The sequence below is a fragment of the Sphingomonas sp. IW22 genome (genome assembly GCF_041321155.1).
Lineage (GTDB): Bacteria > Pseudomonadota > Alphaproteobacteria > Sphingomonadales > Sphingomonadaceae > Sphingomonas.
Window position 1 is genome coordinate 177,499 of record NZ_JBGGWB010000002.1, and the last position, 25,004, is coordinate 202,502.

The 25,004-nt window shown below is 65.8% G+C and carries 22 protein-coding genes; 15 read left to right on the plus strand and 7 right to left on the minus strand.

The window, feature by feature from the left end; all coding sequences use genetic code 11:
* The 3 genes from ACAX61_RS12405 to ACAX61_RS12415 all read right to left on the minus strand — a co-directional run bounded on the left by ACAX61_RS12405 (window position 1) and on the right by ACAX61_RS12415 (window position 5,245).
* Complete coding sequence (locus ACAX61_RS12405; protein ID WP_370715144.1) at window positions 1-1,539, minus strand: S1C family serine protease; 1,539 nt, start codon at window positions 1,537-1,539, stop codon at window positions 1-3.
* Between the two features lie 62 nt (window positions 1,540-1,601).
* Window positions 1,602-3,773 carry a primosomal protein N' gene (locus tag ACAX61_RS12410; RefSeq protein ID WP_370715145.1) on the minus strand — a complete coding sequence of 724 codons (2,172 nt, stop codon included), beginning with the start codon at window positions 3,771-3,773 and terminating at the stop codon, window positions 1,602-1,604.
* Between the two features lie 38 nt (window positions 3,774-3,811).
* A complete protein-coding gene (locus ACAX61_RS12415; RefSeq protein WP_370715146.1) occupies window positions 3,812-5,245 on the minus strand; it encodes a diguanylate cyclase domain-containing protein in 1,434 nt (477 codons plus the stop codon).
* A 121-nt stretch (window positions 5,246-5,366) separates the two neighbouring features.
* On the opposite strand from ACAX61_RS12415, the gene fsa reads away from it, so the two are divergent.
* The gene (gene fsa, locus ACAX61_RS12420; protein ID WP_370715147.1) at window positions 5,367-6,020 is read left to right on the plus strand and encodes a fructose-6-phosphate aldolase; all 654 of its coding nucleotides are present in this window, start codon (window positions 5,367-5,369) and stop codon (window positions 6,018-6,020) included.
* Here fsa and ACAX61_RS12425 read toward each other — a convergent pair.
* The gene (locus ACAX61_RS12425) at window positions 6,005-6,793 is read right to left on the minus strand and encodes a crotonase/enoyl-CoA hydratase family protein (protein WP_370715377.1); all 789 of its coding nucleotides are present in this window, start codon (window positions 6,791-6,793) and stop codon (window positions 6,005-6,007) included. The genes fsa and ACAX61_RS12425 overlap by 16 nt on opposite strands.
* A 140-nt stretch (window positions 6,794-6,933) precedes the next feature.
* Here ACAX61_RS12425 and ACAX61_RS12430 point away from each other — a divergent pair, with 140 nt between their 5' ends.
* Window positions 6,934-7,374: a PaaI family thioesterase gene (locus ACAX61_RS12430; RefSeq protein ID WP_370715148.1), complete on the plus strand. Its 441-nt coding sequence runs from the start codon at window positions 6,934-6,936 to the stop codon at window positions 7,372-7,374.
* Window positions 7,371-7,748 (plus strand): PaaI family thioesterase, encoded by a 378-nt coding sequence (locus ACAX61_RS12435; RefSeq protein WP_370715149.1) that lies wholly within the window; start codon window positions 7,371-7,373, stop codon window positions 7,746-7,748. Before ACAX61_RS12430 ends, ACAX61_RS12435 begins: the two co-directional genes overlap by 4 nt.
* A 6-nt stretch (window positions 7,749-7,754) precedes the next feature.
* Here the strand turns inward: ACAX61_RS12435 and ACAX61_RS12440 are convergent, their stop codons facing one another.
* Window positions 7,755-8,906 carry a PQQ-dependent sugar dehydrogenase gene (locus ACAX61_RS12440; RefSeq protein WP_370715150.1) on the minus strand — a complete coding sequence of 384 codons (1,152 nt, stop codon included), beginning with the start codon at window positions 8,904-8,906 and terminating at the stop codon, window positions 7,755-7,757.
* Window positions 8,907-9,097: 191 nt separating this feature from the next.
* Between ACAX61_RS12440 and rimP the strand changes: the two genes are divergently transcribed.
* The 12 genes from rimP to ACAX61_RS12500 all read left to right on the plus strand — a co-directional run bounded on the left by rimP (window position 9,098) and on the right by ACAX61_RS12500 (window position 23,081).
* Window positions 9,098-9,637 carry a ribosome maturation protein RimP gene (gene rimP, locus ACAX61_RS12445; protein WP_370715151.1) on the plus strand — a complete coding sequence of 180 codons (540 nt, stop codon included), beginning with the start codon at window positions 9,098-9,100 and terminating at the stop codon, window positions 9,635-9,637.
* Window positions 9,638-9,646: 9 nt separating this feature from the next.
* Window positions 9,647-11,287, plus strand: a complete 1,641-nt coding sequence (nusA, locus tag ACAX61_RS12450) for a transcription termination factor NusA (RefSeq protein ID WP_370715152.1) — start codon at window positions 9,647-9,649, stop codon at window positions 11,285-11,287.
* A 57-nt stretch (window positions 11,288-11,344) separates the two neighbouring features.
* On the plus strand, window positions 11,345-12,052 hold the full coding sequence (locus ACAX61_RS12455) for a DUF448 domain-containing protein (RefSeq protein ID WP_370715153.1): 708 nt from the start codon (window positions 11,345-11,347) through the stop codon (window positions 12,050-12,052).
* Window positions 12,049-14,829 (plus strand): translation initiation factor IF-2, encoded by a 2,781-nt coding sequence (gene infB / locus ACAX61_RS12460; protein WP_370715154.1) that lies wholly within the window; start codon window positions 12,049-12,051, stop codon window positions 14,827-14,829. The genes ACAX61_RS12455 and infB overlap by 4 nt, the downstream gene beginning before the upstream one ends.
* 28 nt (window positions 14,830-14,857) lie before the next feature.
* The gene (gene rbfA, locus ACAX61_RS12465) at window positions 14,858-15,280 is read left to right on the plus strand and encodes a 30S ribosome-binding factor RbfA (RefSeq protein WP_370715155.1); all 423 of its coding nucleotides are present in this window, start codon (window positions 14,858-14,860) and stop codon (window positions 15,278-15,280) included.
* A 9-nt stretch (window positions 15,281-15,289) separates the two neighbouring features.
* Window positions 15,290-15,868, plus strand: coding sequence for a thymidine kinase (locus ACAX61_RS12470; RefSeq protein WP_370715156.1), 579 nt, complete (start codon window positions 15,290-15,292; stop codon window positions 15,866-15,868).
* 56 nt (window positions 15,869-15,924) lie between these two features.
* Window positions 15,925-16,818 carry a tRNA pseudouridine(55) synthase TruB gene (gene truB / locus ACAX61_RS12475; protein ID WP_370715378.1) on the plus strand — a complete coding sequence of 298 codons (894 nt, stop codon included), beginning with the start codon at window positions 15,925-15,927 and terminating at the stop codon, window positions 16,816-16,818.
* A gap of 23 nt (window positions 16,819-16,841) precedes the next feature.
* Entirely contained in the window at window positions 16,842-17,111 is a 270-nt protein-coding gene (gene rpsO, locus ACAX61_RS12480; protein ID WP_370715157.1) for a 30S ribosomal protein S15, read from the plus strand.
* Window positions 17,112-17,268: 157 nt separating this feature from the next.
* Complete coding sequence (gene pnp / locus ACAX61_RS12485) at window positions 17,269-19,584, plus strand: polyribonucleotide nucleotidyltransferase (RefSeq protein WP_370715158.1); 2,316 nt, start codon at window positions 17,269-17,271, stop codon at window positions 19,582-19,584.
* A 131-nt stretch (window positions 19,585-19,715) separates the two neighbouring features.
* Window positions 19,716-20,711, plus strand: coding sequence for a sensor histidine kinase (locus ACAX61_RS12490; protein WP_370715159.1), 996 nt, complete (start codon window positions 19,716-19,718; stop codon window positions 20,709-20,711).
* Between the two features lie 80 nt (window positions 20,712-20,791).
* On the plus strand, window positions 20,792-21,154 hold the full coding sequence (locus ACAX61_RS12495) for a DUF4440 domain-containing protein (protein WP_370715160.1): 363 nt from the start codon (window positions 20,792-20,794) through the stop codon (window positions 21,152-21,154).
* 64 nt (window positions 21,155-21,218) lie between these two features.
* Window positions 21,219-23,081: a CocE/NonD family hydrolase gene (locus ACAX61_RS12500; RefSeq protein ID WP_370715161.1), complete on the plus strand. Its 1,863-nt coding sequence runs from the start codon at window positions 21,219-21,221 to the stop codon at window positions 23,079-23,081.
* Window positions 23,082-23,256: 175 nt separating this feature from the next.
* On the opposite strand, the gene ACAX61_RS12505 is transcribed toward ACAX61_RS12500, so the two are convergent.
* Both ACAX61_RS12505 and ACAX61_RS12510 read right to left on the minus strand, forming a co-directional pair.
* Window positions 23,257-24,018 carry an ABC transporter permease gene (locus ACAX61_RS12505; protein ID WP_370715162.1) on the minus strand — a complete coding sequence of 254 codons (762 nt, stop codon included), beginning with the start codon at window positions 24,016-24,018 and terminating at the stop codon, window positions 23,257-23,259.
* Window positions 24,015-24,959 carry an ABC transporter ATP-binding protein gene (locus ACAX61_RS12510; RefSeq protein WP_370715163.1) on the minus strand — a complete coding sequence of 315 codons (945 nt, stop codon included), beginning with the start codon at window positions 24,957-24,959 and terminating at the stop codon, window positions 24,015-24,017. The genes ACAX61_RS12505 and ACAX61_RS12510 overlap by 4 nt, the downstream gene beginning before the upstream one ends.
* Window positions 24,960-25,004: the final 45 nt, after the last annotated feature.

Below are 25,004 nucleotides of genomic sequence, written 5' to 3' on the forward strand. Positions count from 1 at the left end.
TCAACCCGCCGCCGACGCCGGGCGGCAGCGATAGACCAGCCGTTCGTTGGGCAGGGGCGGCAGCGCAGCGCGAATGGCCGATTGCTGACTGGTGAGCGCGGCGCGCGCGGCCTGATCGGCGGAACATTGCTTTAACTGAACCTCACGCCGCAGGGCGCGGGCCTGCTCCATCCGATCCGCCGACAATAGATAGCGGGTGTTGGTATAGGTGCGCGTGGCGGGATCGAGTTCCAGCACCGACACCGTCTGTTCGGCGTCGGGCACCAGCACCCGCGCCCATCGCCGGCCCGATTCTGCATATTGGGTGCGCCCGTTGACGCAACCATCAGCGCCCAGATCGAGCATTACATCATCGACCGAAGACACGGTAAGGCGGCTGCGCGCCGGGTCGATCGAGCAGATTAGTGGCCCCTGCGCAGCGGCCGGGTCGACGGCGGCGGGAGTCGGCGTCGGCGATGGCGCGGCGGCGCGCGCCATCGCCTCGGCGCGTTCGGGATCGAAACCGGGGCGAAGCAGGAACACCAGGATCGCGACGACCATCAGCGCCGCGCCGCTGCCGCCCGCCCACATCGCCTCACGCTGCTTGCCGCGCTGATAAAGCAGGCCGCCCGCCCCGACCGCTAGCGCGCCCAGCACCAGCAGCAGCGCGGCGATGCCGACGAAATTCTCCCGCATCCGCTCATTCGCGGCGCGCGCTTCGGCGATTGCATCGGCGCGCGATGCGGCCATTCGCTGTGCCGCTTCGCGGCGCGCAATGGCATCGGCTTCGGTGGCCAGAGCGTCGGCGGCGCGTTCGCTGGCCATTTGCGCCTCGATACTGGTGCACGGCGTGCCGACGGTCGCCGCTGCCTGTCCGGCTTCGCGCAGGAACGCCATCAATTCGGCGTTGGCGATGGCAAAGCCGAAGCCCGCATCGCCGTCATCGGCGCGCGTGATGGCGGAATTGACGCCGATCACCCGCCCGCATCCGTCCAGCAGCGGCCCGCCCGAATTGCCGCGCGCAATGCCGGCGGTGTGCAACAGCACCTGCGTCCCCGCCAACGAGCGCGCGCCCGAATAATTGCCCTGGCTTCTAACCGGCGACAGCGGGCGGATGAAATCGGCGGCGGACCCGGCGGTCGCCAGATCGACATTGCCCGGATAGCCGAGCGACACCAAAGCCGCCCCGTCATCGACTGGCCCGGTATACAGCGTCAGCGGCGGCAAGCGCACTTCGCCAAATTCGATCAGGGCCAGGTCACGCGCCGGATCGACCGCGACCAGCCGCCCCTGCACCGATCGCTCCCCCTCGCTCGGCACCACGCCGATCACGACGTTATCGGGGTATCGGGCGGCCAGTTCGACGACATGGGCATTGGTGACGACGCGGTTGGGGCCGACGGCAAAGCCTGACCCGTGGCCGAAATCCACCACCTCATCCTCAACCATCGCTACCGTGACCACGCGCACCACCCCGCGCGCGGCGGCAGAGATGTCGTCGGCGCGGGCAGGGGCGATGCCGATGACCAGCATCGCGAGCAGGATCAGCAGGCGCGTCAAGAAACAGGCTCCGATCGGTGGGGCCTCACACATCCGTCATGCATGGGCGGGGTTCAAGGGGGTCACACGAAACTATACGGATCGACATCGACCGCGACGCGCACCTTTGCCGGCCAGTCCAGCGCGCCCAGCCAGTCGCGGATCGCGTCCTGCACCGGAAATACGCGGCGCGCATGGACCAGCAGGCGGAATCGGTGGCGGCCGCGCAGCATGGCGAGCGGGGCGGGGGCGGGGCCGAACACGTCCATCCCCTCCAGCCGGGGGGCGGCGCGGCCGATGGCGCGGGCGGTGTCGTGGGCGGCGTCCTTGTCCTCGCTCGACACGATGATGGCGGCGAACCGGCCAAAGGGGGGCGCATCGGCATCGCGCCGCGCCTCTGTCTCGGCCTCGTAAAAGCTTTCGGCATCGCCCGAAACCAACGCCTGCATGACCGGCGCCTGCGGGTCATGCGTCTGGATATAGACATGGCCGGGCTTTTCCCCGCGCCCGGCGCGTCCCGCGACCTGCATGATCTGTTGGAAACTGCGCTCCGCCGCGCGCAGATCGCCGCCCGACAGGCCAAGGTCGGCGTCGATCACGCCCACCAGCGTCAGGTCGGGGAAGTGATAGCCCTTGGTAATCAACTGCGTGCCGACGACGATGTCGATCTCCCGCGCCTCCATCCGCGCGACGAATTCGGCGGCCTTGGCGGGCGACCAGATCGTGTCGGACGTGACGACGGCGATGCGCGCGTTCGGCCACAGTGCGGCGGCTTCGTCCGCGATGCGCTCGACACCGGGACCGCAGGCGACGAGCGATTCCTCCTCCTTGCATTCCGGGCAGGCGCGCGGGGTGGGCAGGACATGGCCGCAATGATGGCACGCCAGCCGCCGGATCAGCCGGTGCTCGACCATCCAGGCGGTGCAGTTCGGGCACTGGAAGCGATGCCCGCAGGTCCGGCACAAGGTCAGCGGGGCATAGCCGCGCCGATTCAGGAACAGCAAAGCCTGCTCCCCGCGCTCCAGCGTGTCGTCGATGGCGCGCGACAGCGTGGGCGCGATCCAGCGGCCACGCGGCGGCGGGTCGCGCAACAGGTCGATCGCCTCGATCGCGGGCATTTGCGCCGCGCCGTATCGGCCCGGCAGCTTGAGTTCGGCATAGCGGCCCAGCGCCACCTGATGCCGCGTCTCGATCGCCGGAGTCGCGGTCGCCAGCACGACGGGGCATTGTTCGAACAGCCCGCGCATCACCGCCACGTCGCGGGCGTGATAATGCACGCCGTCTTCCTGCTTGAAGCTGGTCTCGTGCGCCTCGTCCACGACGATCAGGCCGAGATTCGGATAGGGCAGGAACAGCGCGGAGCGGGCGCCAACCACCACCTTTGCCTCTCCGCTGGCAATCGCGCGCCACGCGCGGCGGCGCTGCGACTGGCGCAGGTCGGAGTGCCAGGCAACCGGCTGGCACCCGAACCGGGCGTGGAAGCGTTTGAGGAATGGTTCGGTCAGCGCGATTTCGGGGAGCAGCACCAGCGTCTGCCGCCCGTCGGCCAGCGCCTCTGCCACGCCCTCGAAATAGGTTTCGGTCTTGCCCGACCCGGTCACGCCGTCGAGCAGGAAGGGCTGGAACGCCCGCGCATCCACTGCCGCGCGCAGGGTGGCAGCAACTTCGGCCTGATCGCTGGACAGGGCGGGCGGGGCATGGTCCGGGTCGGGGAGAGGATAGGGCAGGTCGATATCGACCTCCACCGCTTCGATCGCGCCCACCTTGACCAGCCCGCGAATGACCGCGTCCGACACATCGGCGATCGTCGCCAGCTCGCGGACCAGCCCCTGCCGGTCCCCGATCCGCGCCAGTGCCTGTTCGCGCTGCGGTGTCAGCCGGTCGGGCAGCTCGCCGGTCGCGCGATATTCGACAGCCAGCTTTGCACCCTCCAGCGCGGAGCTGGACGGCAATGCCATCCGGACGACGCTGGCCATTGGCGCCAGATAATAGTCGGCGGTCCATTCGATCAGGCGGCGCAAGGCGGCGGGAATCGGCGGCACATCGGCCACCGAGATCAGGTTGCGAAGGCGATTGTCGCCCACCTCCTCGGTCGGTAGGCGATCGGCCTCCCACGCAACGCCCAGCAACTGGCGGGGGCCAAGCGGCGCGACGACGATCGACCCCGGCTCGACCATCATGCCCGCCGGCACCCGGTAATCGAGCGGGCCGAGCGCGGAATTCATGACGATGACGCGACTGCGCTGCCCTGGCATGCGCCCCTAGGTAGCGGTTGGCGCCGCGAAGGAAAGGGTCACTCGTTCACGGCCCGCGCGGCGCCGCGCCGTTCACGCTTTGCCTTGTAGAGCGCGGTGTCGGCGGCGTGGACCAGATCACGCACCCGTTCCATATCGGATTCGAAACGCGCCCAGCCGATCGAACCGGGACATTGCAGCATCTGCCCCTCAAGCGGGATGGGCCGCGCCAGATGGTCCAGAAGCCGTGCAATGCGCAGTGGCAGGTCGCGCGTCGCCGGACCTTCGACGATCAGCGCGAATTCGTCGCCGCCCAGCCGTGCCGGGAACGTGTCAGCCAGCCAGTCGATGCGCAGCCGCTGGCCATAGGCGCGCAGCACATCGTCGCCCGCGACATGGCCGTGCGTGTCGTTCACGCGCTTGAAACCGTCCAGGTCGATCAGCACCAGTGCCAGTGGCGTGCCCCGGTCACGCGCACGCGCCAGCGCCTCGATCAGCCGTTCGTTGAACCCCGCGCGATTGGCGATGCCCGTCAGCGAATCGACATGGGCCGAGCGCCGCAACTGCTGTTCCAGCTGCCAGCGGGTGGTCACGTCCTGAATCATGCCGGTGACCATCGTCCTGCCATCGGCACCCCGTTCCACTTCGCCCAAGCAGCGCACGCGCAGCGGGCGGCCCCGCGCGGTGACGAAATCGGTCTCGAAGTCGATCGGCTCCCCGGTTCTCAGCGTCCGTTCGATCGCGTCGCTGACCATCGCGCGGGCATGAGGCGGATAGAAATCGAGCGCGCTTTCCATCGTCGGCACGAAATCGGCGTCGACTTCGTGGATGTGGCGCACGCCATCGGTCCATTCCAGCGTGGGCGATTGCGGTCTGAAACGCCACGCGCCGATCATCGCCAGCCGTTCGGCTTGCTGGATGATACGGTCCTTTTGCTGCAGCGCGACGGCTTGTTCGTGCGCCTGCTGCGCCAGGACCAGGGCGTCGCGCGCGGTGCTGCGCGCTTCGATCACCTTTTCCGCAACTTCGGCGAGCGCGGCCAGCGATGCCTGTTGTTCGGGGTCGAGGGTGCGGGGTTCTGGGTCGAGAACGCACAGCGCGCCGATCACCGCACGACCGATGCCATGGGCGCTCGCGGAAATCGGAACCCCGGCATAGAAACGCACATCCGCAGCCACGACCGCTGGCAGATTCGCAAAGCGCGGGTCGTTCAGCGCGTCGGCAACGATCAGTGGCCGATCCTGGCCGATCGTGTGCTGGCAGAAACTGTCACGGCGCGGACCGGTGCCGAGCTGGGTGCCATAGCGGCCGATCAGATGCTGTTCGTGCCGGTCGATCAGCGTGACGACCCCGATCGGCGCATCGACCAGCCGCGCGGCCAACGCCGCCAGCGTGTTCAGTTGCTCACGCGGCGCGTGATCGATCAGGTCGAGCGCGCGCAGCACCTGAATGCGGCGTGCTTCGTGCGTTTCATCGACGGCGGGGTCGGTCATGTCACCATCTTAACCGACGTTGGTTAACGCAGGGTAAGACGCACGGCCGTGTTCGCACTATACGCGCCGGAACCGAGCCGGTACAGGACGCCGCGACCATTTCCCGCACGAGAGGTGCCCGATGAAGTTCTTCGCCGATACCGCTAACGTCGACGACATCCGCGACCTGGCCGATGCCGGGCTGCTGGACGGCGTGACCACCAACCCGTCGCTGATCGCCAAGGCCGGCCGCGACTTCATCGAAGTCACGCGCGAGATCTGCGGCCTGATCGACGGCCCGGTTTCAGCCGAGGTCGTGGCGCTGGATTATGCCGAAATGATGCGCGAGGCCGAAATCCTGCGCAAGATCGCCGACAATGTGACGATCAAGGTGCCGCTGACCATCGACGGCCTGAAGACCTGCAAGACGTTGAGCGACGACGGCACTATGGTCAACGTGACCCTGTGCTTCTCGGCCAATCAGGCGCTGCTGGCGGCGAAGGCGGGCGCGACGTTCATCTCGCCGTTCGTCGGCCGTCACGACGATAACGGGTTCGACGGGATGCAGCTGATCGCCGACATCCGCCAGATCTATGACAATTACGCTTTCGACACCGAAATCCTGGTGGCCAGCGTGCGGCACCCGATCCATGTGCTGGAAGCGGCCAAGATCGGCGCCGATGTGATGACTGCGCCGCCGTCGGTCATCAAGCAGCTGGTCAAGCACCCGCTGACCGACAAGGGCATCGAAGGCTTCCTGGCCGACTGGGCCAAGACGGGTCAGAAGATCGTCTGATCGGTAAAGACGGGCGCGCGACCCGACAGGTTCGCGCGCACCGCCTCCATTTGGTTGGCGCTGCCGATCAGCGCGGCCTGTTCGCGCGCCTCTGCTGCCAGCACCGCCTCGGCACCCGCTTCGGCGGCCCGTGCAGCCAGCCGCTTGGCGGCGCGGATCGCATCCGGGTTGCGCCCGGCAATGGCGCGGGCCAGCGCCATCGCCTCCGCCAGCGGATCGGCGGCGATGCGGGTGACGAAACCGAGCCGCGCCGCTTCCTCACCATCGAATTCGCGCGCGGTATAGATGCACTCGCGCAGCAGGTCGGCGCGCACCAGCCCGCGCCACAAAACATGGCCGGCCATGTCGGGGACGATGCCCCATTTCAGCTCCATGACCGACAGGCGCGTATCGGGCGCGGCGATGCGAATGTCGGCGCCGCTGGCAATCTGAAGCCCGCCGCCCAGCACGGGACCATGCAACGCTGCGATCACCGGCACCGGCAGTGTGCGCCAACCCCAGGCGACCTGTTGATAGCGATTGGCAATGCCATGCGCGCGATCATCCAGCGCGGCGGTGCCGCCTGTCATGCTGGCCATGTCCAGGCCCGCGCAAAAGCCCCGCCCTTCGCCTGATAACACCACTGCGCGCAGATCCGCCACCGTGCCCAGCCGCTCGATCGTGTCGATCAGCGCATCGAACATCGCCGGGTCCAGGGCGTTCAGCTTTTCCGGCCGGTTCATTCGTACATCGGCGATCCCGTCTGCCACCGTCATCGCGACCCGATCCTGCATTTCGCCTGCTCCCGACATGTTGGCCTGTTCTGCCGCACGGATACGCGATTCGCTGAGGAGTGTGGAGCGGAATGGACAATCGGTCGCAGGCATATTCCCGCAATCTTGGCGCGGGCGGTCGGTGCGGATAGGAAGCCGGCATGGCTCAGCCCGCTCCCATCCCCTTTGACCCGGCACAGTTTCTGACGCTGATGCGCCAGCATCATGGCGGCGTGTTGGGCATCGAATATCGCGACCATGGCCCCGACTGGGCCGAACTGGCGTTGCCATGGCGCCCCGAACTGATTGGCGATCCCGCGCGCGGCGTGCTGGCGTCAGGGCCGATCGTGGCGTTGATGGACATGGCGACCAGCGTGGCGGTGTGGATGAAGCGCGGCGGGTTCGTGCCGCATGCGACGCTGGACCTGCGCGTCGATTATCTACGCCCCGCCACGCCGGAGCGGACGGTGATCGGGCGCGGCGAATGTTACCGCCTGACGCGCGCCATCGGTTTCGTGCGCGGCATCGCGCATGACGGCGACCCCGACGACCCGGTCGCGCATGTCGCGGGCACCTTCATGTCGACGGAGGCGCGGCGATGAGCCTGCCCCCTTATGCCCAATTGCTGGGCCTGCGGGTGGAGCCGGGCGACAGCGGCGTGCCGCGCCTGGTCATGCCCTTTGGCAATGCCGTTACCGGGCGGCCCGGTTTCGTCCATGGCGGGGCGATCGGCGGATTGGTCGAGATGGCGGCGGTCGCCGCGCTGCGCCACGCGCTAGCCGATGAGGGCGTGGGGCTGAAGCCGATCAACCTGACCGTCGATTACATGCGCGGGGGACGTGACCGCGACACGCTGGCCGAAGGGGTGGTGGTGCGGCTGGGCACGCGCATCGCCAATGTCGAGGCATTTGCCTGGCAGGAAGCGCGCGACCACCCGATCGCGGCCGCGCGCATCAATTTCCTGCTGTCGCGATAGTCGCGATCAGCCGCGCGGCGTCAGCTTGAGCAGGCGGCCGCCGGCTCCGTCCTCGATCACCCACAGCGCGCCGTCCGGCCCCTGTTCGACGTCGCGGATACGCTTGCCCATCGACCACTGGTCGCCCTTGGCCGCATTGGTGCCGTTCACGTCGACGCGAAGCAGCGACTGGCTGGAAAGTCCGCCGATGAACAGGTCGCCCTGCCACTGCGGGAACATCTTGCCTGAATAGACGATCAGCCCGCCCGGTGAGATGCTGGGGTTCCACGTCACCTTGTACTGTTCGAATTCCGGCCGGGTTGCATGGTCGGGAATAGGACGACCGTCATAATGATCGCCGTCGGACACGATGGGATAGCCGTAATTGCGGCCGGGCAGGATCAGATTGACCTCGTCACCGCCCTTTGGCCCCATTTCCTGCTGCCACAGATTGCCCGCCGAATCGAATGCGATGCCAAGCAGGTTGCGATGGCCATAGGACCAGACCGCCGGATGGAAACCGCGCGCCGTCAGGCCGGGGTCGCCCGCAGGCTTACCGTCCAGCGTCAGGCGCAGCACCTTGCCCAAGGTCGCCTTTGGATCTTGCGCCGGGTCGAATTTCTGCCGCTCACCATTGGTGAAGAACAGGTGCTTGCCATCCGGGGCAAAGGCGATCCGGCCCGAATAATGGCCGCCACCCGACACGAACGGCGTTGCGCGGAACAATTCGGTCACGCCGTCGAGTCGCGGCGAGTCGCCATCGACGAGCCGTGCACGCCAAAGCACCACGCCCTTGCCGCCATCGCCAGCGACCGAGCCGGAGAAATAGACCATGCGGCTTTGCGCGAAATCGGGGGCGGGGACCACATCCATCAGGGCGCCTTGCCCGGCGCTGTCGACCTCGGGCACACCCGCCAACGGCGTCTTGGTACGGCCGTCGGCGCTGATCAGCAGCATCTGGCCCGCCTTTTGCGTCACCAGCAACTGACCGTCTGGCAGGAAATTCATGGCCCATGGCGAATCAAGCGTGGCAACGGGGGTCGCGGTAAAGGGAAGGGCGTCGTCGGTCGATGCCGCAGCCTGTTCGGACGTCGGAGCCGGCACGGGTGCTTCGGAAGCCCCGCCGCTACAGGCGATCAGCGCAGTGGATGAAAGGGCGAGCAACATGGCAGCGCGCATCGTGGGTTACTCCTGACGGGAATGTCACGCGGGCAACCTGTAACCAACTGCACGGTTCCGCCAAGACTTGTGCCGATGGACCAAGGCGCGTATATGGGCGCTTGTTCTCGACATCGGTGACTTTGGCGAGGTCGGGGCCGACAGGCTCCGGCGCCGGAGCCGCTTGCATCGAATCACCTGCCGGAGACCGTGTGACCGATATTGCCCGCCTGACCGCCCTGATCGAACCCGAAGCGACCGCGCTTGGGCTGTCGCTGGTGCGTGTCAAGTTTTTCGGCGGCAAGTCGGACCCCACGCTGCAGATCATGGCCGAACGGCCCGATACCCGTCAGCTGACGATCGACGACTGCGCCGAATTGTCGCGTCGCGTGTCGGACCGGTTCGACGCGCTGGAGGCCGAGGGCGCCGACCCGATCGAGGATGCCTATCGCCTTGAAGTGTCGTCGCCCGGCATCGACCGCCCGCTGACGCGGTTGGCCGATTTTGCCGACTGGCAGGGGCATGAAGCGCGTATCACGCTGGCCGAGCCGGTTGAGGGGCGAAAGCAGTTGACCGGCGACCTGATGGGCGTTGAGGGCGATCGCGTGACGATCGATGTGCGCAAGCACAAGCCGATGACAGTCGAATTCGCGCAGATTGCGGATGCAAAGCTGCTGCTCACCGATCGCCTGATCGCCGCGACCCAGCCGATTTCGGCCGAGGGCGCGGACAAGATTTTGATGGAAGGGTAACGAACGACGATGGCCACCGCCATTTCCGCCAACAAGGCCGAGCTGATCGCGATCGCCGATTCGGTCGCCAAGGAAAAGCTGATCGACCGCGCCATCGTCATTGAGGCGATGGAAGAGGCGATCCAGCGCGCCGCCAAGAACCGCTATGGCGCCGAAATGGATATCCGCGCCAAGCTGGACGGCAGCTCGGGCGACCTTCGCCTGTGGCGCGTGGTCGAAGTGGTGGAGCAGGTCGACGACCTGTACAAGCAGGTCGACCTCAAGGGCGCGCAGAAGCTGAAGAAGGACGCGCAGATCGGCGACTTCCTGGTCGATCCGCTGCCCCCGATCGAATTCGGCCGCATCCAGGCGCAGGCGTCGAAGCAGATCATCTTCCAGAAGGTCCGCGACGCCGAGCGTGAGCGCCAGCACGAAGAGTTCAAGGATCGCGTGGGTGAGATCATCACCGGCGTCGTCAAGCGTGTCGAATTCGGCCATGTCGTCGTCGACCTTGGCCGGGCGGAAGGCGTGATCCGCCGCGACGCGCAGATCCCGCGCGAAGTGGTCCGCGTGGGCGACCGCGTCCGCAGCCTGATCCTGAACGTCCGTCGTGAAAATCGCGGGCCGCAGATTTTCCTGAGCCGCGCGCATCCAGACTTCATGAAGAAGCTGTTCGCGCAGGAAGTGCCCGAAATCTACGACGGCATCATCGAAATCAAGGCCGCCGCCCGCGATCCGGGTTCGCGCGCAAAGATCGGTGTCATCAGCCGCGACAGCTCGATCGACCCGGTCGGCGCGTGCGTCGGCATGAAGGGCAGCCGCGTTCAGGCCGTCGTGCAGGAAATGCAGGGCGAGAAGATCGACATTATCCCTTGGTCGCCCGACACTGCGACGTTCGTCGTGAATGCGCTTCAGCCCGCAAACGTGGCGCGCGTGGTGATCGACGAAGAGGATGACCGCATCGAAGTGGTGGTGCCCGACGATCAGCTGTCGCTGGCCATCGGCCGTCGCGGCCAGAATGTTCGCCTGGCCAGCCAGCTGACCGGCAAGGCGATCGACATTCTGACCGAAACCGACGCCAGCGAGAAGCGTCAGCAGGAATTCGTCCGCAATTCCGAGATGTTCCAGAACGAGCTGGACGTCGACGAAACGCTGGCGCAGCTGCTGGTGGCCGAGGGCTTTGGCGAGCTGGAAGAGGTCGCTTATGTCGAGCTGGACGAACTGGCCAGCATCGAAGGTTTCGACGACGATCTCGCGCAGGAGCTGCAAAGCCGTGCGCAGGAAGCGCTGGAACGCCGCGAGCAGGCTGCGCGTGAGCAACGCCGCGCGCTGGGCGTCGAGGACGCACTGGCAACCATGCCTTATCTGACCGAAGCGATGCTGGTCACGCTGGGCAAGGCCGGGATCAAGACCCTCGACGATCTGGCCGATCTGGCAACCGACGAGCTGGTCGAGAAGAAGCGCGCCGAACCGCGTCGCCGCAATGACGACGCGCCCAAGCGTGAAGCGCCCAAGGGCGGTATCCTGGCTGAATATGGCCTGTCCGACGAACAGGGCAACGAGATCATCATGGCTGCGCGCGCGCACTGGTTCGACGAAGAACCGGCCGCCGTCGCCGAAGAAGCGCCTGCGGGCGCCGAGGAGGACGCGCATGCGGACTCCGACCAATGAGCGCGCTGACCGACATCTGATCGCGGCATCGTCGCGCCTTTTTACGGAGGCGCGGCGATGAACGACCGTAGCTGTATTCTGACGCGCGACTCCGGCCCGCGCGACGGGCTGGTGCGCTTGGCGCTTGCGCCCGACGGGGTCATCCACCCCGATGTGCGGGGCAAGGCGCCCGGTCGCGGCGCCTGGATCGGCGTCGACCGTCCTGCGCTGGAAGCCGCGATTGCCAAGGGCAAGCTGCGCGGCGCCCTGTCGCGCGCGTTCAAGACCAGCAACATCACGCTGCCTTCCGACCTGCCGCAGAAGATCGCCGACGCGCTGGAACGCGCAACGCTGGATCGGCTGGGGTTGGAGGCCAAGGCTGGTATGCTGCTGACGGGCAGCGACCGGATCGAGGAATCGGCGCGGGCGGGGCGTCTTGCCATGCTGTTGCACGCCAGCGATGCGGGGGCCGATGGCGCCCGGCGTCTGGCGCAGGCATGGCGCGTTGGCCGCGACGTGGAGGGCAGTACCCTCAAGGGACTGGTATTACCGGTTCCGCGCACCATATTGTCATTGGCGTTGGGCCGTGAAAATGTGGTACATGTCGGCCTGACCGACGCCAGAGCAGCAAAGCGGGTGAGCGAAGCGCTTAACCGCTGGCTGCATTTTATCGGACCTGAAACCGCACCCCAGCCTTGCGAAACCGGCTCGCAGGGCGCATCGGCTGATTTCCCGGCGATGCGCGGACCCGCCGGGACGAACGAAGGACTTCGAGCACCCGAATGAGCGATACGGACAACGACAAGCCGAAGCTGGGCGCGCGCGCGCCGCTGGGCCTCAAGCGCACGGTTGAAACGGGCAAGGTGAAGCAGAGCTTCAGCCATGGCCGCTCCAACACCGTCGTGGTCGAGGTCAAGCGCCGGCGCACGATCGGCCGTCCGGGCGAAGATGCGGGTGCCGTCCAGCAGGAAGCGGCAACGCCCGCCCCTGCCCCTGTCGCGGCCCCGCCGCCCCCTCCACCCCCGCCGCCGCCGGTTCGCCGCCCGCCGTCGAACGAAACGCCGCATGAGCGTCAGGCTCGTCTGCTGCGCGAAGCCGAAGAGCAGCGCATGGTCGCGCTTGAGGAAGCGCGCCGTCGCGAGGAGCGTGAGCGTGCCGAAGCGGCCGAGGCCGAAGCGCGTCGTGCTGAGGAGAAGGCACGCGCCGAAGCGGATGCTCGCGCGGCTGAGGAAGCGGCCAAGGCTGCTCCCGCTCCTGCCCCCGCGCCGGAGCCCGAAGAAAAGCCGCAGCCCGAGCCTGAGGTGAAGGAAGAGGCGCCACAGCCCAAGCCTGAAGCCGAGGCAAAGCCCGCGCCCGCCGCGCCCAAGGCCGCCGAGAAGGCGCCCGCGGCAAAGGCGCCGCCCCCGCCGCCGCCGGCCCCGCCGAAACCCGTGGTGTTGCAGCTGGACCCCAGCCTGCCTGCGCCGCGTCGCTTCAGCCCCGTGCAGCGGCCCGAAATTCCGAAGCCTCAGCCCAAGCCCGAGCCGAAGCCCGAGCCAAAGGCGGAAACGCCCGCACCAGCGGCTTCGCCGTCGCAGCCTGCGCGTCCGTCGGCACCCGGCGTTGCGCCGCGTCGCGACGCGCCCAGCCGTCCCGCGCCGTCGCGCGACCGCAAGGGCGACGATCGTCGCCAGTCGGGCAAGCTGACTGTCAATCGCGCACTGAACGAGGACGGCGGCGCACGTGCTCGCAGCCTCGCCGCGCTCAAGCGTGCGCGCGAAAAGGAACGTCGCGGCCAGGGTGGCCCGCGCGAGCCGCAGGCCAAGCAGGTCCGCGACGTGCAGGTGCCCGACGTCATCACCGTCCAGGAACTGGCCATTCGTATGGCCGAGCGCGGGGCCGATCTGGTCAAGGCGCTGTTCAAGATGGGAATGCCCGTTACGCTGACGCAGTCGATCGACCACGACACCGCCGAACTGCTGGTGACCGAATTCGGCCACAACTATAAGCGCGTGTCGGAAAGCGACATCGACCTGAAGCTGGACACGACCGGCGACGACGACGCTGCGCTCAAGCCCCGCCCGCCGGTGGTGACGATCATGGGCCATGTCGATCACGGCAAGACCAGCCTGCTCGACGCGCTGCGCGGCACCGATGTGGTGACAGGGGAGGCCGGTGGCATCACCCAGCATATCGGCGCCTATCAGGTGACGCAGAAGGACAAGTCGAAGATCACCTTCCTCGACACGCCGGGTCACGAAGCGTTTTCGGAAATGCGCGCACGCGGTGCGAACGTGACCGACATCGTGGTGCTGGTGGTTGCCGCTGACGACGGGCTGATGCCGCAGACGATCGAGGCGATCAATCACACCAAGGCCGCTGGCGTGCCGATGATCGTGGCGATCAACAAGGTCGACAAGCACGAGGCCAATCCGCAGAAGATCCGCGAACGCCTGCTCGAACACGAAGTCGTGGTCGAGGAGATGTCGGGTGACGTGCAGGACGTCGAGGTTTCGGCGCTGAAGAAGATCGGTCTGGACAACCTGATCGAGAAGATTCAGCTTCAGGCCGAATTGCTTGAATTGCGCGCCAATCCCGATCGCCCGGGCGAAGGTACGGTGATCGAGGCCAAGCTCGACAAGGGCCGTGGTCCTGTCGCGACTGTGCTGGTCAGCCGCGGTACGCTGCGCGTGGGCGATGTGTTCGTCGTCGGTGCCGAAAGCGGCAAGGTCCGTGCGCTGGTCGACGACAAGGGTCGCCAGGTCAAGGAAGCCGGTCCGTCGGTTCCGGTCGAGGTGCTGGGCCTTTCGGGCGTGCCGATGGCGGGCGATCCGTTGCAGGTCGTCGAGAGCGAGGCGCGCGCCCGTGAGGTCGCCGAATATCGTCAGGGCGTCATCAACCAAAAGCGCACGACGCAGGCACCGGCCAGCCTGGAGACCATGTTCTCCGCGCTGTCGGCCAAGCAGGCAATCGAATACCCGCTGGTGGTCAAGGCCGATACGCAAGGATCGGTCGAAGCGATCGTCGCCGCGATCAACAAGATCTCGACCGACGAAATCCGCGCTCGCGTGCTGCATTCGGGTGTCGGCGGCATCACCGAAAGCGACGTCAATGTGGCGGCGGCTTCGGGTGCGCCGATCATCGGCTTCAACGTCCGTCCCAATGCCAAGGCGCGCGAAATCGCGGAGCGTAACCACGTCGCGTTCAAATATTACGACGTGATCTATGACCTGACCGACGAAATCCGGGCAGGCATGGCGGGCGAACTGGGTCCCGAAGCGTTCGAAACCGTGGTGGGTCGCGCCGAGATCCGCGAGGTTTTCTCGGCCGGCAAGCACGGCAAGGCCGCGGGTCTGCTGGTTACCGAAGGCGTCATTCGCAAGGCGCTCAAGGCCCGCATCACGCGCGACGACGTCATCATCTATCAGGGCGAAATTGCATCGCTGCGTCGCTTCAAGGATGATGTCGCCGAAGTGCGCGCGGGTCTGGAATGCGGTGTGACGTTCAGCCAGAACTTCACCGACATCAAGGCCGGCGACTATCTCGAAACCTTCGAGGTCGAGATGCGCGAGCGGACGCTCTGAGCGTCCGCGCCGCATCGGAGGCCTATTGATGGCGCGACAGCAGGACAATTCGCAGGAGGGCCGCTCGGTCCGCCTGCTGCGCGTGGGCGAGCAGGTTCGCCACGTGCTGTCCGATGTGCTGATGCGCGGCGATGTGCATGATGATGTGCTCGCCGCGCACAGCGTATCCGTGACCGAGGTGCGGATGTCGCCGGACCTTCGCCACGCCACGGTGTTCGTAAAGCCGCTGCTGGGCGCGGACGAGGCGGCGGTGCTCAAGGCGCTTCGCACCAACACCGCCTATCTTCAGCGCTCGGTCGCCTCGCGGGTGAACCTGAAATATGCCGCGCGGCTGAAATTCCTGGCCGATGAGAGCTTTGACGAGGGCGGTCGCATCGACGCGCTGCTCCGCTCCCCGGAAATTGCGCGCGATCTGGACGACGGGGAAGCCACCGCGCCGGACGAGGGCTGAGCATCGGCCATGGCCAAGCTCTATTTCTACTATGCCTCGATGAATGCCGGGAAATCGACCACGCTGCTGCAGGCCGATTTCAATTACCGTGAGCGCGGCATGCGGACCATGTTGTTCACCGCAGCGATCGACGCGCGGGAAGGGCATGGGCGGATCGGCTCGCGCATCGGCCTGTCCGCCGAAGCCATCCCGTTCGAACGATCCACCGACCTGTTCGCTTGCGTGACGCGCGAACATGCCACGCACAGCGTGCATTGCGTGCTGGTAGATGAGGCACAGTTTCTGACCGCCGAACAGGTGGGGCAGCTGGCGGCGCTGGCTGACAAGGCGGATGTACCGGTGCTGGCCTACGGCCTTCGGACCGATTTTCAGGGCGAGTTGTTCGAAGGGGCGGCGCGCCTGCTGGCGATTTCCGATGCGCTGATCGAACTGAAATCAGTGTGTCAGTGCGGGCGCAAGGCGACGATGAACCTTTGCGTCGATGCCGAGGGCAATCCGGTGCATGAAGGACGTCAGACCGAAATCGGCGGCAACGATCGTTACGTTGCGCTGTGCCGCCGCCATTTCACCGAGGCGATGGAGCGCTGATCGGCGGCACGCGGGTGGCTGGCCAAGCCGCGGGGGAGGCTTTAGGCGCGGGCGCCATGCATGGCTGGATCATTCTCGACAAACCCCTTGGCCTCGGTTCGACGCAAGGGGTCGGTGCGGTCAAGCGCGCGCTACGCCAGGCGGGCTATCCAAAGCTGAAGGTCGGCCATGGCGGCACGCTGGACCCGCTGGCCTCGGGCGTGCTGCCGGTCGCGGTGGGCGAGGCGACCAAGCTGGCCGGGCGGATGCTGGACAGCGACAAGGTCTATGACTTCACCGTCGTCTTTGGCGCCGAAACCGACACCTTGGACGGCGAGGGGCGCGTCGTTGAGACGAGTGACGGTCGCCCGACGATTATGGCGGTCCAGAATGCGCTTGCCGACTTTACCGGCCCGATCCAGCAGCGCCCGCCCGCTTATTCTGCGCTGAAGGTCGACGGCGAGCGCGCCTATGACTTGGCCCGCGCGGGGGAGGCGGTGGAACTGGCGCCACGCGCGGTCACGATCCATTCGCTGACGGCGCAACCCGCAATTTCGGACGCGCCGCTGGCCTCCGCCACCTTTACGGCGCATGTGTCCAAGGGCACTTATATCCGCAGTCTGGCGCGCGACATTGCGCGCGCGCTGGGCACGGTGGGGCATGTTACCATGCTGCGCCGGACAAAGGCCGGGCCGTTCACGCTGGATCACGCGATTTCGCTGGACAAACTGGCCGATGCCGCTATGGCGCGGACGCTTGAAGACCTATTCCTGCCGTTGAGGGCGGGGCTGGACGACATCCCGGCTCTATCCCTCGCGCCCGGTCAGGCAGGAGCGCTCCGCCAGGGGCGGGTGCTGACCGGACATGCTGCTGACGATGGCCAATATTTCGCGCTGGACGGCGACACGCCGGTCGCGCTGGTCGAGGTTCTGGGCGGAAACGCCCGTGTCGTTCGCGGCTTTAACCTGTAAGCCACGATGTCGAAGGAATTGACATGTCGATCACTGCCGAGCGCAAGGAAGCGCTCATCCAGGACAACGCCCGTCAGTCGGGCGACACCGGCAGCCCCGAAGTGCAGGTCGCAATCCTGACCGAACGGATCGCCAACCTGACCCAGCATTTCAAGACGCACGCCAAGGACAACCATTCGCGTCGCGGCCTGCTGATGCTGGTCAACAAGCGTCGCAGCCTTCTCGACTATCTGAAGAAGAAGGACGCTGATCGTTACGCGGCACTGATCGCGAAGCTGGGTCTTCGCAAGTAATCATGGGACGGCCCCGCGTTGCGGGGCCGTTTCCACATCCGGCGCGCTGCAATTCGGCAGCGTGGCGGCGGCGGAAACTCCGCCATCTGCGGGCGTAAGTGGCCCGCATCCCCGTAGGCCCCGGCTCGCATAGGGCGGCCGGTGTGAAGGAAACGAAATGTTCGATCACAAGAAAGTGGAAATCGAGTGGGGCGGAAAGACCCTGACGCTCGAAACGGGCAAGGTCGCCCGTCAGGCTGACGGCGCGGTCATCGCGACGCTCGGCGAAACCGTGGTGCTGTGCGCCGTGACGGCTGCCAAGTCGGTCAAGGAAGGGCAGGATTTCTTCCCGCTCACCGTGCACTATCAGGAAAAGTTTTCGGCTGCGGGCCGTATCCCCGGCGGCTTCTTCAAGCGTGAGCGTGGCGCGACCGAAAAGGAAACGCTGGTCAGCCGTCTGATCGATCGCCCGATCCGCCCGCTGTTCCCCGAAGGTTTCTATAACGAGATCAACGCGATCGCGCAGGTTCTCAGCTATGATGGCGAGAACGAGCCGGATATTCTGGCGATGGTCGCGGCATCGGCGGCACTGACGCTGTCTGGCGTGCCGTTCATGGGCCCGATCGGCGCGGCGCGCGTCGGTTACCAGAATGGCGAATATATCCTGAATCCGACCGACGCCCAGGTGGCCGAAGGCGATCTGGATCTGGTCGTCGCGGGCACGCACGACGCCGTGATGATGGTCGAATCGGAAGCCAAGGAGCTGTCTGAGGAAGTCATGCTGGGCGCCGTCATGTTCGCCCACGAACAGATGCAGCCGGTGATCGACGCGATCATCAAGCTTGCCGAACAGGCCGCCAAGGAGCCTTGGGACCTGCAGCTCGTCGATGACCAGGCAGCGCAGAAGGCCAAGCTGAAGGAACTGATCGGCGACGACCTGAAGGCGGCATACAAGCTGACCAACAAGTCCGAGCGTCAGAACGCGATCAACGAAGCGCGCACCAAGGCGCGTGAAGCGTTGGCCGACCTCAAGGAAACCGATCCCGCCCAGTATCTGGGCACGCTGAAGCTGGTGAAGAAGCTGGAAGCGGATATCGTGCGTACCGCCATCCTGAAGGAAGGCATCCGCATCGACGGCCGCGACACCAAGACGGTCCGCCCGATCGTCGCGGAAGCCCACTTCCTGCCGCGCGCGCACGGTTCGGCACTGTTCACCCGTGGTGAGACCCAGACGATCGCGACCTGCACGCTTGGCACCAAGGACGCCGAGCAGATGATCGACGGTCTGGACGGCCTCAGCTACCAGCATTTCATGCTGCACTATAACTTCCCGCCCTATTCGGTCGGTGAAGTCGGCCGCTTCGGCGCGCCGGGCCGTCGCGAAGTCGGCCATGGCAAGCTGGCGTGGCGTGCGCTGCACCCCGTGCTGCCGTCGAAGGACGAATTCCCCTACACCATCCGCGTGACCAGCGACATCACCGAGTCGAACGGCTCGTCGTCGATGGCGACGGTGTGCGGCGGTTCGCTGGCGATGATGGATGCCGGCGTGCCGATCAAGCGTCCGGTCAGCGGCATTGCCATGGGCCTGATCCTTGAGGGCAAGGAATTCGCCGTGTTGTCCGACATCCTGGGTGACGAAGATCATCTGGGCGACATGGACTTCAAGGTGGCGGGCACGTCCGAAGGCATCACAACGATGCAGATGGACATCAAGATCGCCGGCATCACCAAGGAGATCTTCGAAACCGCGCTGAACCAGGCCAAGGAAGGCCGCGCCCACATTCTGGGTGAAATGGCCAAGGCGCTGGATTCGTCGCGGACCGAATTGTCGGCCCATGCGCCGCGCATCGAGACGATGACCATCGACAAGTCGAAGATCCGCGACGTGATCGGTACCGGCGGCAAGGTGATCCGCGAGATCGTCGCGACCACCGGCGCCAAGGTCGACATCGACGACGACGGTGTGATCAAGATCAGCTCGTCGGACGGCAGCCAGATCGAAGCCGCGATGAACTGGATCAAGGGCATCGTCGAAGAGGCCGAGGTCGGCAAGATCTATAACGGCAAGGTCGTCAACCTGGTCGATTTCGGCGCGTTTGTGAACTTCATGGGCGGCAAGGACGGCCTGGTCCACGTCTCTGAAATCAAGAACGAGCGCGTGGAAAAGGTCGGGGACGTCCTGAGCGAAGGCCAGGAAGTCAAGGTCAAGGTGCTGGAGATCGACCAGCGCGGCAAGGTTCGCCTGTCGATGCGCGTCGTCGATCAGGAAACCGGCGAAGAGCTGGAAGACACCCGCCCCGCACGTGAACCGCGCGGCGACCGGGGTGATCGCGGTCCGCGTGGCGATCGCGGTGACCGGGGCGATCGCGGTCCGCGTCGTGAAGGCGGCGACCGTGGCCCGCGCCGCGACCGCGGCCCGCGCCGTGAACGCTCGGAAAACAAGGATGAGGGCGGCGAAGATATTGGCCTGCCGTCGTTCATTACCGAAAACTAAACTAGATTAAGCTAGTTTTGGGCGGGGTGCGGCATAAGGTTGCGCCCCGCCTTTTTTCGTGAATGCAGCGTGTTCGTGGGCTTGGTCAAAGCAGGGCAGGGGGACGGGTGGCGCGGGAAAGGGCAGCAGGGATGGCCAAATGGATCGAGCGGCTGCCGCTGGCGACCGGACGGCCGTTTCTGGCCTATGGCATCACGGTTGCCGCTGTGGCCGTGGCGTGGTTTTTGCGCCTTGTCGCTGATCCGTGGCTACCGGGCGGCTTTCCCTATCTGACATTTTTCCCGGCGGTCATCCTGATATCGACCCTGTTGGGTGTGCGGCCGGGTATCGTCGCGGGCGTCGCGTCGGGGCTGTTGGCCTGGTATTTTTTCATCGAGCCGCGATTTAGCCTGAGCGTTGGGCCGGGTACGCCGATGGCGCTCGCCTTTTACGTGCTGGTGATCGGCACCGATATTCTGATCATCCATGCGATGCAGCAGGCCAATGCCAAGCTGGCGCGCGAACGGGAACTCAGCCGCACGCTCGCACGGACGCGGGAAATGCTGTTCCACGAATTGCAGCACCGCGTGTCCAATAATCTTCAGGTCGCCGCCGGGCTGATCACGCTTCAGAAGCGTCAGGTGACCGACGCCGACGCCCGCGTCGCATTGGACGAGGCGTCGCGCAGGCTGGCTCTCATCGGGCGGATCAGCCGCCAGCTTTATGACGCGGGTGGCGCTGCGCGGCGGATGCGTGATTTTCTGGAGCCGCTGTGCCACGACGTGATCGAAGCCAGCGGCCGGTCGGGCATTTCTTGTCGGGTGATGGTCGATGACGATGCGATGGTCAGTCCCGACGCGGCGATCCCGCTGGCGCTGATCGTCGCAGAGGCGATGGCGAACGCGATCGAACATGGCTTTGCCGACCGCGACAAGGGCGTGATCGACGTGGAAATGTCGCGCGATGGCGAGGAACGGCTGCTGATCGATGTGCGCGACGACGGCCATGGTCTGCCCGAAGGATTTGATCTGGAGGCATCGGACAGTCTGGGGCTGAAGATCGCACGAACGCTGGCGGCACAGCTTCGCGGCAGTTTCGAGTTGCTGCGCGGGCAGGGATGCACCGCACGCCTGGTGCTGCCCGCCTGATCGACCCCCGGCTTTGGGCCGGGTGCGGGAACCACGCCCGCCGCCGCCCGCTCTAACCCCGTCAACACGGGAGAGCCGATATGGAAGATGATCGCGTCTGGGCGTTCGAGGAAAGCCTGTGGACGGGCGACGCCGAACATTATCGCGAATCGATCGACGACGAAGCGGTGATGGTGGTGCCGACCCCGCCCTTTGTCATGACCGGCGCGCAGGCCGCCGAAGCGGTGGCCGATACGCCGCGCTGGTCGAGCGTGGCCTTTTCCGATCAACAGGTCATGCGCCCGCAGGAAGGGCTGATCGTCATCGGCTATACTGCCAAGGCACAGAAGGAGGACGGGGAGGCATATGTTGCCCACTGCACCTCAACCTATCGACGGTTAGGGCATGAGGACTGGCAGGTCGTCCAACATCAGCAGACACCGCCGCTGACCGCCGGCGGATAGGGCGCGGAGCGGCGGGCGGCGCGAGACGCTCGACAGCGGCGGCGATTTGCGCTGATCTGTCGGCATGCGCCGCTCGCTCACCGCTCTCGCCCTCATCCTTGCCGCCGTCACGCCCGCCACCGCGCGACAGGCGCGACCCGCACCCGTCGCCGCGCCGCAGACGGCCTATGATTATCAACATGTGATGATCCCGATGCGCGACGGCGCGCGGATGGAGACGGTGATCATTCGCCCCACGGGTGCGCAAGGGCCGCTGCCGATGCTGTTGGAGCGCAGCCCCTATGGCATCCCCGATGCCGCGCCGGCGACGACGCCCGCCGACCTGCAATATCTGGCGCGCGACGGGTACATCATGGTGTACCAGAACATGCGCGGCCGCTCTGGATCAGACGGGCGCTTCACCATGTCGATGGCGCTGGCGCCAAAGGGCGGCAAGGGCACTGACGACGCCACCGATGCGTGGGACACGATCGACTGGCTGGTGAAGAACGTGCGCGGCAATAATGGCCGCGTGGGCATGTGGGGCGTGTCCTATCCCGGCTATGCCGCCGCCGTCGCTCTGACCGCGCCGCACCCCGCGCTGAAGGCCGTCAGCCCGCAGGCAGGGTGGAATGACTGGTGGATCAACGACGACCTCCACCGCTTCGGTGCAATCCGCCTGTCCTATGCCACCGACTGGCTGTGGCTGCTCCAACATTCCAAGCAGAACGACAATTTTCCCGGCTATAACGCGTTCGATACCTATGACTGGTTCTTGAAACAGGGGTCGGTCGCCGATCTGGAGGCGCGCTGGTTCAAGGGTGTGTCACCGATGATGACCGCCATCGTCGAACGTCCCGATTATGACGCATCGTGGCAGCGCCAGCGGTGGACTGACGCGTTGGGGCGGGCGGGCGTCGCGACACTGTCGGTCGCGGGCTTCTGGGATCAGGAAGATCCCTATGGCCCCTGGCGCATCTATCAGCAGTTGGAGCGCGACGATCCGAACCGGCTGAACATGATCGTCGCAGGCCCATGGAATCATGGCAGCTGGCGCGGCGCGGGCGACCGGGTGGGGCCGATCCCGATCGGCGCGGAAAGCGGCACCGCCTTTCGCCGCGATATCGAAGCGCCCTTCTTCGCCTATTGGCTGCATGGCAAGGGGGAGCGCCCCGCGTTCGAGGCACGGATGTTCCAGTCCGGCAGCTGGACGTGGCGCGACTATCAAAGCTGGCCGCCAAAGGGTGCCAGCAACCGCTCGCTATTTCTACGCGCCGACGGCAGCCTGTCGTTCGACGCACCTCCGCCGGGGGAGGCATGCCGCGATTATGTGTCCGACCCTGCGCATCCCGTGCCTTATCGGCGGCGGCCGATCTCATCCACCTGGGGGTCGCGCGACTGGCCATGGTGGGAGGCGGACGACCAGCGGTTTCTGGGCGGGCGGCCCGATGTGCTGACCTATGTCAGCGAACCGCTGACCAGCGACCTGACGGTAACGGGCACACTGGCGGCGCGGCTGATGGCATCGACCAGCGGCACAGACAGCGATTTCGTGGTCAAGCTGATCGACGTCTATCCCGACGATGCACAGGCCTTGCCGCGCCCGATGCAGCCCGGCGATTATGCCCGCTCCCTCAACGGATATCAGTTGCCGATCGCGATGGAGGTGCGGCGCGGGCGCTGGCTGGACGGAAACGAAGTGGCCAAGCCGCTGGTGCCCGGCCAGGTGCGGGGCTGGGACGTGCCGCTGCGCGAGCATGATCATGTGTTCAAACAGGGTCACCGCATCATGGTGCAGGTGCAATCCAGCTGGTTCCCGGTGATCGACCGCAATCCCCAACGTTTCGTGCCCAACATCGCCAAGGCGCAGCCGGACGATTTCGTCAAAGCGACGCAGCGCGTGTGCGCGGGTTCGCATATCGCGTTGCCGGTCATGATCGCCCCCTAAAGAGTGATCGACCCGCGGACGCGGGTGCGCTTAACTCATTGCTCTCGGGGGAGACTGTTCACCGGCGCCACGCACTCCCGGCGTCCAGTGAACGGATCGGCATCGTCGCCGGGATGCACAGGGTCGGAACTGTGTCCCGTTCGCGACGATGCCGATGACCGGGCCGATGACCGGATCAGCTCTTGAGCCGGTAGCCCGTCTTGAACATCCAACCAATCACGCCGACGCACAGGATCAGGAACGCAAAGGTCGCGCCCAGGCTGACCAGCACATCCACGTCGCCGCGCCCGAAAAAGCTCCAGCGAAAGCCGCTGACCAGATAGACGACCGGGTTGAACAGGCTGACCGTGCGCCAAGGTTCGGGTAGCATGTCGATCGAGTAGAACGCGCCGCCAAGGAATGTCAGCGGCGTGACGATCAGCGCGGGGACGAGGCTCAACTGCTCGAACCCCTTGGCCCATAGTCCGATGATGAAGCCGAACAGGCTAAACGTCACCGATGTCAGGATCAGGAACGCGACCATCATCGCCGGATGCTCGATCCGCAGATCGACGAAGAAGGTCGAGGTGACGAGGATGATCGTGCCAATCAGCATCGATTTGGTCGCCGCCGCGCCGACATAGCCCAGCAGCAGCTCGAACGTCGAAATCGGTGCCGACAGGATCTCGTAAATGGTGCCCGAAAAGCGCGGAAAATAGATGCCGAAGGACGCGTTCGACAGGCTCTGTGTCAACAGGCTGAGCATGACCAGACCCGGCACGATGAAGCTGCCATAATCGACGCCATCGACCTGATCGATCCGGCTGCCGATCGCCCCGCCGAACACGATGAAATACAGCGCCGTCGTGATGACCGGCGTTGCCACGCTGCCCCAGAAAGTGCGGCCGAACCGCGCCATTTCAAAGCGATAGATCGCCCAGATGCCCGGCGTGTTCATGCCTGTGCCCCTTGTGCTTCGCGTTCGCGCACCAGATCGACGAAGATGTCCTCAAGACTGGATTTGGATGTGTCCAGATCCTTGAAGCCGATGCCCAGATCGCCCAGCTTTCGCAGCAGCGACGGGATGCCCGTCCGCTCCGCCTGTGCGTCGAACACGTAGCGCAGCTTATGGCCCTCATCGGTCAGCGTCAGGTGCCAGTCGCCCAGTTCGGCGGGTACCGAGTTCATCGGCTCGACCAGCGAAATGTCCATTTCGCGCTTGCCGAGCTTCTTCATCAGCGCGGTCTTTTCCTCGACCAGCAGCAGTTCGCCGCGATTGATGACGCCGACACGGTCGGCCATCTCCTCCGCCTCTTCGATATAATGGGTGGTCAGGATGATCGTCGTGCCGCCTTCGCGCAGGCGGTGGACCAACTTCCACATATCGCGGCGCAGTTCGACGTCGACGCCCGCGGTGGGTTCGTCGAGGAACAGCAGGTCGGGTTCGTGCGCCAGCGCCTTGGCGATCAGGACGCGGCGCTTCATGCCGCCCGACAGCTCCAGGATCTTGGCGTCGCGCTTGTCCCACAGCGACAGGTCGCGCAGCACCCGTTCGACCAGCGCGTCGTCGCGGCGCCGCCCGAACAGCCCGCGCGAAAAGCGGACAGTGGAGGTCACGGTTTCGAACATGTCGGTCGACAGTTCCTGCGGCACCAGGCCGATCCGGCGCCGCGCCTCCCGATAGTCGCGGACGATGTCGTGGCCGTCAAAGGTGATGGTGCCGGTCGACGGCGTGACCAGGCCACAAACGATGCCGATCATCGTCGTCTTGCCCGCGCCATTGGGGCCGAGCAGGGCGAAAATCTCGCCCTTGTTGATCGAAAGGTCGACGGACTTCAGCGCCTGATGCCCGGAGGCATAGGTCTTGCTGACGCCGGACAGCGTTAGGATGGGCTGCAAGTCGGAATGCTCCCCCCGGGGATGAGAGCCGGGAGGTAAGTGCAC